This window comes from Colwellia sp. BRX10-1 (genome assembly GCF_014077545.1).
Lineage (GTDB): Bacteria > Pseudomonadota > Gammaproteobacteria > Enterobacterales > Alteromonadaceae > Colwellia_A.
On sequence record NZ_JACGWC010000145.1, the window covers coordinates 1 to 248 of the forward strand.

Annotated in this window: 1 rRNA gene; it reads right to left on the reverse strand. The window is 53.6% G+C overall.

The features are described 5' to 3' along the window. Positions 1 to 248, reverse strand: a 16S ribosomal RNA gene (locus H4J75_RS19900); the annotation flags it as partial.

Genomic DNA, 248 nt, shown 5'->3' on the forward strand with positions numbered 1-248 from the left:
GCTTAACAAACCGCCTACGCACGCTTTACGCCCAGTAATTCCGATTAACGCTCGCACCCTCCGTATTACCGCGGCTGCTGGCACGGAGTTAGCCGGTGCTTCTTCTGTTGCTAACGTCACAGTGAGCAGCTATTAACTACCCACCTTTCCTCACAACTGAAAGTGCTTTACAACCCGAAGGCCTTCTTCACACACGCGGCATGGCTGCATCAGGCTTTCGCCCATTGTGCAATATTCCCCACTGCTGC